Source organism: Pedobacter sp. (assembly GCF_040513095.1).
In the GTDB taxonomy this organism is placed as follows: Bacteria; Bacteroidota; Bacteroidia; order Sphingobacteriales; family Sphingobacteriaceae; genus Pedobacter.
Genome location: NZ_JBEVDX010000188.1, coordinates 1 through 8,869, shown reverse-complemented (window position 1 = coordinate 8,869; position 8,869 = coordinate 1). Strand labels below are relative to the sequence as shown.

The 8,869-nt window shown below is 44.6% G+C and carries 9 protein-coding genes; 2 read left to right on the top strand and 7 right to left on the bottom strand.

Translation table 11 applies throughout. From position 1 onward, the window contains the following. The coding region (locus tag ABWY16_RS20855) for a PAS domain-containing protein (protein ID WP_353906599.1) at window positions 1–940 on the bottom strand (940 nt) is incomplete at its 3' end. Window positions 941–1,012: 72 nt separating this feature from the next. After that, entirely contained in the window at window positions 1,013–2,254 is a 1,242-nt protein-coding gene (locus ABWY16_RS20850; protein ID WP_353906598.1) for a cystathionine gamma-synthase family protein, read from the bottom strand. Between the two features lie 155 nt (window positions 2,255–2,409). Between ABWY16_RS20850 and ABWY16_RS20845 the strand changes: the two genes are divergently transcribed. Then, window positions 2,410–4,386, top strand: coding sequence for a M1 family metallopeptidase (locus ABWY16_RS20845; protein ID WP_353906597.1), 1,977 nt, complete (start codon window positions 2,410–2,412; stop codon window positions 4,384–4,386). A gap of 25 nt (window positions 4,387–4,411) precedes the next feature. Here ABWY16_RS20845 and ABWY16_RS20840 read toward each other — a convergent pair whose 3' ends face one another. From ABWY16_RS20840 to ABWY16_RS20820, 5 genes are read right to left on the bottom strand one after another with little or no spacing between them, the layout of a single operon-like run. Then, window positions 4,412–5,608, bottom strand: a complete 1,197-nt coding sequence (locus ABWY16_RS20840) for a sensor histidine kinase (protein ID WP_353906596.1) — start codon at window positions 5,606–5,608, stop codon at window positions 4,412–4,414. Next, on the bottom strand, window positions 5,605–6,627 hold the full coding sequence (locus ABWY16_RS20835; protein ID WP_353906595.1) for a SpoIIE family protein phosphatase: 1,023 nt from the start codon (window positions 6,625–6,627) through the stop codon (window positions 5,605–5,607). Before ABWY16_RS20835 ends, ABWY16_RS20840 begins: the two co-directional genes overlap by 4 nt. Then, window positions 6,620–7,036 (bottom strand): anti-sigma regulatory factor, encoded by a 417-nt coding sequence (locus ABWY16_RS20830; RefSeq protein WP_353906594.1) that lies wholly within the window; start codon window positions 7,034–7,036, stop codon window positions 6,620–6,622. The genes ABWY16_RS20835 and ABWY16_RS20830 overlap by 8 nt, the downstream gene beginning before the upstream one ends. Next, window positions 7,014–7,412, bottom strand: coding sequence for an STAS domain-containing protein (locus tag ABWY16_RS20825; protein ID WP_353906593.1), 399 nt, complete (start codon window positions 7,410–7,412; stop codon window positions 7,014–7,016). Before ABWY16_RS20825 ends, ABWY16_RS20830 begins: the two co-directional genes overlap by 23 nt. A gap of 4 nt (window positions 7,413–7,416) precedes the next feature. Beyond that, window positions 7,417–8,289: an STAS domain-containing protein gene (locus tag ABWY16_RS20820; protein WP_353906592.1), complete on the bottom strand. Its 873-nt coding sequence runs from the start codon at window positions 8,287–8,289 to the stop codon at window positions 7,417–7,419. Between the two features lie 218 nt (window positions 8,290–8,507). Between ABWY16_RS20820 and ABWY16_RS20815 the strand changes: the two genes are divergently transcribed. After that, the coding region (locus ABWY16_RS20815) for a TetR family transcriptional regulator (RefSeq protein WP_353906591.1) at window positions 8,508–8,869 on the top strand (362 nt) is incomplete at its 3' end.

Sequence of the window (8,869 nt, the reverse complement as noted above, 5' to 3'; positions counted from 1 at the left end):
CAGACTTTGCTGAATGGTACTGGTATAGATTGCTGGAAGTCATCCGTTTTTTGTCCATACCGATCAGTTTGAGTCCGGCAGCATTCAGGTAAATGGTATTACCATTGATATCACAGTAGTTGCAGAAATCTTCACTGATATCTACGATCATGGCCAGTCGCTGTAATTCCGCCTTGGCTTTGATCTCAGGACGCAGGTCACGCAGGGTAGCACCACGTCCTATAACTTCGCCCGTTTCATTATTTTTGATGAGGATGTAATTGACATGGCATGGGATTTCTTCTCCCGTAACGCGGTTTGTTAAACGGATGGTTCCTTGCCAGCCTGCATGTTCTGTAATCTGGTGAATAATTGTCTCCTGCACGCGCCTGAGCTCTGCAGCTGTGTAAAAGTCATTTGCGCTCAGTGTAGTAACGTCGGTTTCTGCATCTACACCCAGTAATTTTCTTGCTGCGGCATTCATATAGATGAGATTGCCCTCCATATCGGCTACAGACATATGGTCTGCATTGTGGTCTACCAGGCATAACAACTGCTGCTCCCGCGCCCTTACCTTGACTTCCTCGGTGATATCGCTAACGGTATGTAACAGGCCGGCAGCTTTGCCCTCCGGATTGTTCAGTATTTTTATGGTGTGGCTGAAATAGAATGACTGCCGGCTTCCATCTGGCAGGTGCAGCATCCGGTCTTCTTCATGATGATAGGTAATTCCGGTATTGAATACCTGTTCTGCAGCAGTTACAAAATGTCGAAACACTGCTTCGGGCAGGGCATCCCTTAGTGACCAGCCAATAAGGGATGCATCTTTATCCCAAAACTTAAGCATGCCCTGATTGGCCGCCTTAATGATGATATCTTCTCCTATATAAACTGCGCTGGGTATCGGATAGGCCTCAACCAGCGACTTAAAAAGTTCCTGCTCTGAATTTAAGCTTGTCATAGATATCTCATGGAGCTACTAAGATATACTTTTTGTTAAGGTTTAGAAATATTTATGCCTTAACAAGTTTTTTTAACAACCTTCAAACGCAGTTTTAAAATCATTCAGGATATCTTTCTGGTCTTCAATCCCTATAGAAAGCCTGACCATTGAATCTGGGATACCCATTTCCGCACGTCTTTCTGCACCAAGTTCAAAAAATATTGTATGTGCTACCGGTATAGCTAAGGTCCTGGTATCACCCAGGTTACTTGATTTGATTACCAGTTTAAGCCTGTTAAGGAAAGCAAAACAATCTATGCCATCATTGAGTGCAAAACTCATCAGCCCGCCGTAACCTTTGAAAAGGCCTGTGGCAAGTTCGTGTTGCGGATGGCTCTTTAAGCCCGGGTAATAAACTTTGCTTACCAATGGATGTGCCTCCAGATATTGAGCCAGGGCAAGGGCATTGGCGCTTGCTCTTTCCAGTCTGAGCGCGATAGTTTCTGAACCTACTGATATGGTATGCGCTGCTTCTGGAGCCAGGGTTCCTCCGCTGTCACGCAGGCCTCTTTTTCTGATCTGGGTAATACCCAGCATCTCCGGACGGATCTGCTCACGCAAAACCTCTGCAATATTAGGGAAGTTTACCCAGTTGTATAAACCTGTATCCGTTACGCTGCCCCCCAGTGCATCTGCATGGCCGCCGATATATTTGGTAAGCGAATTGATCACAAGACTGGCTTTTACCGTAACGGGACGGAAGATATATGGAGAGGTCATGGTATTATCCACCATATATATTATAGCTTTTTCTTCGCAAAAATCACCGATTGGCCCCAGGGCTGCAACCTGTGTGGCCGGGTTGGCAATCGTTTCTACAAACACCATCCGGGTATTTTCCTGATAAGCATTTTTGACCTCTTCTATGGAAGTGGCATCAACAAATGTAATTGCCAGGCCCATATCCATATAGGTCTGCATCACACTGCGTGTATTGCCAAATAGATAAGAACTGGCAATGATATGATCGCCCGCCTTAAGCAGGGCTAATATAGTTCCGGAAATGGCGGCCATCCCTGTAGAGAAAGCTACCGTTGCCATTCCATCTTCCATCTGTGTCACTTTATGCTCCAGGGCGGTAACTGTCGGATTTCCCTGACGGGAGTAGGCATACCCTTTGGCTTTATTCTGGAATACGTTGACCAGTCCCTGCACATCTTCGAAGCCCCAGGTCACAGCAGTATGGATAGGCTGGTGCAATGCACCAAATTCTGGTTTCAGGAGGCGGTCTGAGTGTAATATCGTGGTAGTAAATCCTTTTTTATCGTTCATTTCTTTTCATTTTAACGGAGTAGGCAAACTTGCGGCTTTTATTTGAAAAAAAAAACCTGTAAATGAGCGGATTTATTTTATTTGGAATTTCATTCTGTACTTTAGCTTTCAGAATTGTGATGATTAAACCCACATGAGAAAAATCATGAACTAAAATGATGAAGAAAAACCTTTTACTGATTACACTTTGCACGGCACTGGTATCCTCCGCTTATGCGCAAACAAAACCGGCAGCAGGCAGCTACCAGCCATCCGGAATATTCTCGCCCAACTTTTATACCCAGCGGGGCGATGAGTACCGCACGGCGGAAGGCAGGCCTGGTCCCAAATACTGGCAGAACCATGCGGATTACCAGATTAATGCTGCAATTGATACGGTCGAGAATACGCTGACAGCTACAGAAAATATTACATATACCAATAACAGCCCTAATGTACTGAGTTCACTATGGCTGCAGATAGACCAGCAGATCTACAAAAAAGACGCGCGCTCAAAATTTACAGGTGCGGGATACAGTTTTGATGACAGCACTGAAGGGAACCAGTTTAAATCGGTACAGATTGTGCTGAACGGCAAGAAACAGCCTGCCAGTTATGTGATTACCGATACAAGAATGCAGATCCGCCTGCCTGAAGCTTTAGGAGCAGGGGGTGCAAAAATCAATATATTGATCGAGTATACGTATACCGTTCCTGGAGCTTTTGGTAACCGTACCGATTTCACTGCAACGAAAAACGGGAAGATCTTTGAAATTGCGCAGTGGTACCCGAGAATGTGTGTATACGATGATTCGAGAGGCTGGGACACGCTGCCCTTTTTAGGCAGTGGCGAGTTTTATCTCGAATACGGGGATTTCGATTACAAGATTACTGTACCCTGGGATATGATCGTTGCCGGTTCGGGTGAACTGCAAAACCCTAAAGAGGTGCTTACTGCCCTGCAGAACAAAAGGATGGATGCCGCAAAGAACAGCGACAAGACAGTAATGATAAGGACAGCGGCAGAATTGAAAGATCCTGCCAGCAGACCTGTACAGAAGGGAAACCTTACCTGGCACTTTATCATGAAAAATACACGTGATGTGGCATTTGGCGCATCAAAGGCCTACATCTGGGATGCCGCAAGGATCAACCTGCCGGAAGGAAAAAAATCACTGTCCATGTCGGTTTATCCGATAGAAAGTGCGGGTAATGACAGATGGGGGCGTTCAACAGAATACCTGAAAGCTTCAATAGAACATTTCTCGTCGAAATGGTATCCTTACCCTTATCCAGTAGCGGTAAACGAAGCCGGTGTAGCGGGAGGAATGGAGTACCCGGGCATACTATTCGACGGGATCAACGATAAAGGAAAAGAACTGTTCTGGGTGACAGCGCATGAAATCGGTCATAACTGGTTCCCGATGATCGTTGGTTCAGACGAACGCCGCTATCCATGGATGGATGAAGGTTTCAACACTTTCATAGATGTATATGCCTCTGACGCGTTCAATAAAGGTGAGTATGCACCAAAAAGGGATAGTGAATATGCTGAAAACCAGGGAAACCCTGCCGATGAGATCATTCCTTTTATTACTGACCCCGATGCACCGGTAATCATGACTGCTGCCGATGCGATCGCAGAAAAATACAGACATGCATTTGCTTATTTCAAACCCGCTTTTGGAATGATCCTGCTGCGCGAGCAGATTTTAGGGCCTGAAAGATTTGATTATGCTTTCAAACAGTACATTGCCGACTGGGCCTATAAACACCCAACGCCCAGTGATTTCTTTCATGCGATGGAAAATGGTGCCGGTGAAGACCTTTCCTGGTATTGGAAGGGCTGGTTCTACAATAACTGGAAACTGGACCAGTCTGTACTGGATGTTACTTACAGTGGTACAGGAGACAAAAAATTTGTACAGGTAAAACTGGCCAATCTGGAGAAAATGGTGATGCCGGTGAAGCTATTGGTGACTTTTACGGATGGTACTGTTTACAACCAGGTCTTGCCGGTAGAGACCTGGCTGATCAATAAGACGTATGTACTGAAAATTGCTTCAGGCAAAAAGGTGAAAACTGCAGAGCTGGATCCTGAGCATAAACTGCCTGATGTGAACCGTAAAAATAATGTATGGCAGCTGAATTAAATTGAGCTGCTGTGTTGGGCGCTGCTCAGCTGAATTCAACGGGGGCGGGGAGTGTAAAGAAAAATGTACTTCCCTGCCCTTTGATACTTTCAACCCAGATCTTACCGCCATGGTCAGTGATGATCTTTGAACAGATAAACAAGCCCATACCAAGGCCATTGAATAATGTGGTGATATCCTGTACGCGGTAAAACTTCTCAAATACTTTGTGCAGATCCTCTTCTGACATGCCAATACCCTGATCCCTTACAGAGATGAGCAAATCGCCATTGTCAAGGAATCTGGTATCCAGCATAATCTGTTCGCCACTGGGCGAATATTTGGCGGCGTTGCCTACGATGTTCATAAAAACCTGCTCGATCCTCAGTTTATCAATATTCACCATCCGGCTTTCATCCATCGTAATGAGCAGTTCATGTGAAGGTACCAGCAGACGGATCAGGTCGGCCATATCATTCAGGTATCCGTTGAAATCTACAAGCTCGATATTGTAATCAGCAATTCCCTTTTCAATCCTGGATATATCCAGCAGCTGCAGGATCATGGTCTGTAGTTTTAAGGCCTGGGTATCTACTTTTTTGATGTGTGCGAGGGTTGCCGGGCTGCATTCCGAACGTAATGCCATCTGGGTATAAGCCCTCAGGATGGTCAGCGGAGTTTTAAGTTCATGCCCTGCAACAGAAAGGAATTCGTTTTTTTGCTCGTTCAGATATTCTGCCTGCCTCAATGCAGTTTCTGACTGCTCGTTGATCTGGAATAATAAGGTGTTCCGCTGCCTTAGTTCTTCGTAGGGGGTATTGGGCTCAACAAGTTCGAAATAACTTTTGATAGCCTTCATTTTTTCGTTGCTGAGTTTTGCTGAACGCGGGATGTTCAGTTTGAGCTCAATTTTGCCCCTTGAGTTGATAATGGAATGATTGAAAACCGGCACCAGCTTTTTTGCATGTTGCAGGCCTTCCCTCAGGTTATCTACGCCCTCAGTTTCAAGGTAAGTAATCACAGCGGCCAGATCATGGCGGTCGTTACTGCCCTGGATCTCTATGCTGAGCGAACCCTCGTGGGTTTTATCAATAATCTCGCGGCATACTTCTGAAACGGCGGTAGCAAATGCCGTTTGTGTAGAAATGGATAATCCTATAAGTGCCGCTGCCTTATTTGACTTCTTGTACGCAAGCGTGAGGTCCATTTCATTTTCGAGTGCTACCTGAACAAGATGTATCATCTGATATTAATTTTTGCCATCACGACAGACATATCATCTGTTTGCCGTGCAAATTCTTTATATATTGCCGCTGCCTGGATACTGAGGTCACATCGGTTAATACCTATCAGTTTGTTTGTCTCCCAGCGTGAGATCATGCCGTCAGAACACAATGTAACCTGATGGTACTTCTCGGCCGTTAATTCCTGATCGTTAATGGTATTAGGGATGTTGAGGCCGATAATCCCATTGTGCGACATAAGCATTTTGTTATCCAGAAAGTTGGACATCCTCGTGCTTATATTGCCAACACCAGCTATCTTCCATTTTCTGGTACCGAAGTCGAAAACAACGACTGTACCCACCATTCCGCGGGTGCCACGAATAAATTGATGTATATGTCTGATGATCTCGGCAGGAGAGTGGAAGGGGCATGCCCTAAAGGCCTGTACTGCTTCATTTACTGCATGATTAGCTTCTTCGCCATGACCGAGGCCGTCTGCTACCAGGAGTTTAAAGTGTTGGTCTGTAGTTTTGTAATAGAACCCGTCACCACTTTTAATCTGTCCGGGCATAGTGACAATAACGGGGCGGATATCAATCACAGGATTTACTGCCTGTTGTTTTCTGGTACTGTTTTTATAGATGCGGCTGAGAATCAATGTTCCCCAGTCTTTCATTGAATAAATATCAAACTTATCGGAAAGCCTTTTAATGCTCCCAAGGCCCATTCCCAAAGTTTTACCTGTAGAAATACCATCTTCCAGCATTTTCTGCGGAAAAGCCATGCCAGGGCCATTATCAATACAAATCAGTTCGATGTACTGGTTATCACCTTCCTTAAAAAGCCCGGCCAATATTTCCCCGCCTACAGCATATTTGTGCAGGTTGGAAATCATTTCAGAAACTACAAGATCCAGGTCTCCAAGCCGCTTGTCTGTGAATCCAGCTCTTTCTGCCTTTAAACGTATATCCTTTTTGATAATGGAAAAATAACTCCTGTCGTTTGCTTCGAAACGGGTATGTGTAGCATCAACCATTGGCCCATTTAATAATGGTCACAGTAGTTCCTACACCCGGGCCACTTTTAATGTCAAACTCGTTAACCAGCCTTTTTGTGCCTGGTAAACCCAGACCCAGGCTTTTCCCCGTAGAGAACCCATCCTGCATGGCCTGAGGTATATTCTCGATGCCGGGGCCCTTATCGGCAAAGGTAACCCTTACACCTTTATTAATACCTCTTGTGACTATCTCAATTACCGTCACTCCACCGTTTCCATACTTGAGCATATTCCTAACCATTTCGCTGGCCGCGGTAATCAGTTTGGTCTGATTGATCAGTCCCATTTTAATTCTTTCTGCATGCAGCTTTACGTTGTTCCTGAAGGGGACCACGTCCTGGTCATTAGCCACCACCAGTGTATCCCTACTCAAAGGAGTAATCTCCATCGTCCTGGGGGGATATACTGATATCCATTTTGGATTTCAATAAGTTCATGCCTTTTTCCATGTTTAATGCAGTGTAAACACCGTTTAATTGTAACCCGAGTTCGACAAGTGTGATTGCTACTGCGGGCTGCATACCTACGACAACAGTTTGCGCATCCAGTAACCTGGACATGCTTGCTATATTTCCCAGGATCCTTCCCATAAAAGAGTCAACGATACTCACCGCTGAAATATCAATTAAAACACCCTTCGACGATGTTGTCTCAACCATTTTCACCAGATCTTCCTCCAGATTTAATGCCAGGCGGTCATACAGGTCAATCTGTATCGTCACCAGAAGGAACGGCCCCATTTTAAGAATAGGAATTCTCTCCATTTATTTATTGATTAAGTAATCCCGGGGCTGCCAGAGATGTTTTTTTTACTTCCAGGCGTAGTAATTTAAATGCATATTGTAAAGCACTGGCCAGTGTGGCTTTAGTGATCACCTGCGAAAGATCTATACCAAGATGAACGATAGTCTGTGCGATTTCTGGTCTGATGCCGCTGATAATACAGTCGGCACCCATCAAGCGGGTTGCGCTAACTGCTTTCAGCAAGTATTGTGCAACAAGTGAATCTACTGTAGGGACACCGGAGATATCAAGGATTGCAATCCCGCTGCCTGTTTTTACGATCTCCTGCAACAAATTTTCCATCACAACCTGTGTCCTGGCGCTGTCAAGTGTTCCAATTATAGGAAGTGCAAGAATGCCATCCCATACTTTAATTACCGGGGTTGATATATCTGTGATTTCATCTGTTTGACGCATAATCAGTTCTTCGCGCCCTTTGATAAAGGTTTCGAAAGTGAGGATCGTAAAGTTATCCAGCAGTCGGCTGAGCTTTAAGCTTTCCTGGTAAACTTCGTTTATATCAGTAATTTCTTTTTTCAGTATTTCAAGCAGGGCCTCTTTCAGACTCAAGATGAATGAGCCCGTTTCTCTCGGGCTGAAACCCTGACGTGCTCGTAATATAGAGATTCCGCCCAGCAGTTCAGTTAACTGATCGAAATCGGGCGACTGACTATCGTTGATACTATTTTCATTGAGGTTATTTACCAGGGCATTGACCAGTTCTTCTGATTGTTTTCTCAGTTCCTGGTGGCTGATGAGGTCTTCAGTAAGGACCGAGTCTGCCAGCTGGTTTTTCATCCATAACTCGAGGATTTCTCCCTTGTTGCTTTTTAGTGTTTTGATAATGTTTTCAAACATTGGGAAAATTTATAAGATGTAATGATAGGCATAAAACACCGCTATATTCTATGTTTGTATGTTTATATTTTATTGTAAGTCAAAAGGGTTCAATTGTTAATTCAATTGATATGATTTATGATTGAATGTGGGATTGTTTTGCCAGATCACAGTGTGAGGTTTATACTTTGATACCTGCAGAGGCTTTCTATTCATATACCGTTTAGTATATTTGTGGGATGAAATTTCAACCGAGATCTGAAAGTACAAGGCAGTTTATTATCGAAACTTCGGCAAACCTCTTCAACCGGAAGGGTTATGCCGGCACTGCGATGTCTGATATTACCGAAGCGACCAGGCTAACGAAGGGCAGTATTTATGGAAATTTTGAAAATAAGGAAGAGGTAGCCCTGGCCACTTTTGAATACATCGCAGAACTGCGCCGTGACAAAATAAATGCTTTTGTAAGCGAAGGAAAGGATTATCCTGAGAAATTATACCGCCATGCGCTCGTGATCACCAAGAGCAAAGAACTGGCCTTTACAGAAGGTGGCTGCCCCCTGTTAAATGCCGGAATGGAGGCTGATGACACCAATGAAGC

What these genes read in the sequence shown, in the direction of transcription:
- ABWY16_RS20820 (WP_353906592.1), bottom strand. Translation starts at nt 8,289, where the DNA reads ATGTTTGAAAACATTATCAAAACACTAAAAAGCAACAAGGGAGAAATC.
- ABWY16_RS20835 (WP_353906595.1), bottom strand. Translation starts at nt 6,627, where the DNA reads ATGGTTGATGCTACACATACCCGTTTCGAAGCAAACGACAGGAGTTAT.
- ABWY16_RS20840 (WP_353906596.1), bottom strand. Translation starts at nt 5,608, where the DNA reads ATGATACATCTTGTTCAGGTAGCACTCGAAAATGAAATGGACCTCACG.
- ABWY16_RS20830 (WP_353906594.1), bottom strand. Translation starts at nt 7,036, where the DNA reads ATGGAGATTACTCCTTTGAGTAGGGATACACTGGTGGTGGCTAATGAC.
- ABWY16_RS20845 (WP_353906597.1), top strand. Translation starts at nt 2,410, where the DNA reads ATGATGAAGAAAAACCTTTTACTGATTACACTTTGCACGGCACTGGTA.
- ABWY16_RS20850 (WP_353906598.1), bottom strand. Translation starts at nt 2,254, where the DNA reads ATGAACGATAAAAAAGGATTTACTACCACGATATTACACTCAGACCGC.
- ABWY16_RS20825 (WP_353906593.1), bottom strand. Translation starts at nt 7,412, where the DNA reads ATGGAGAGAATTCCTATTCTTAAAATGGGGCCGTTCCTTCTGGTGACG.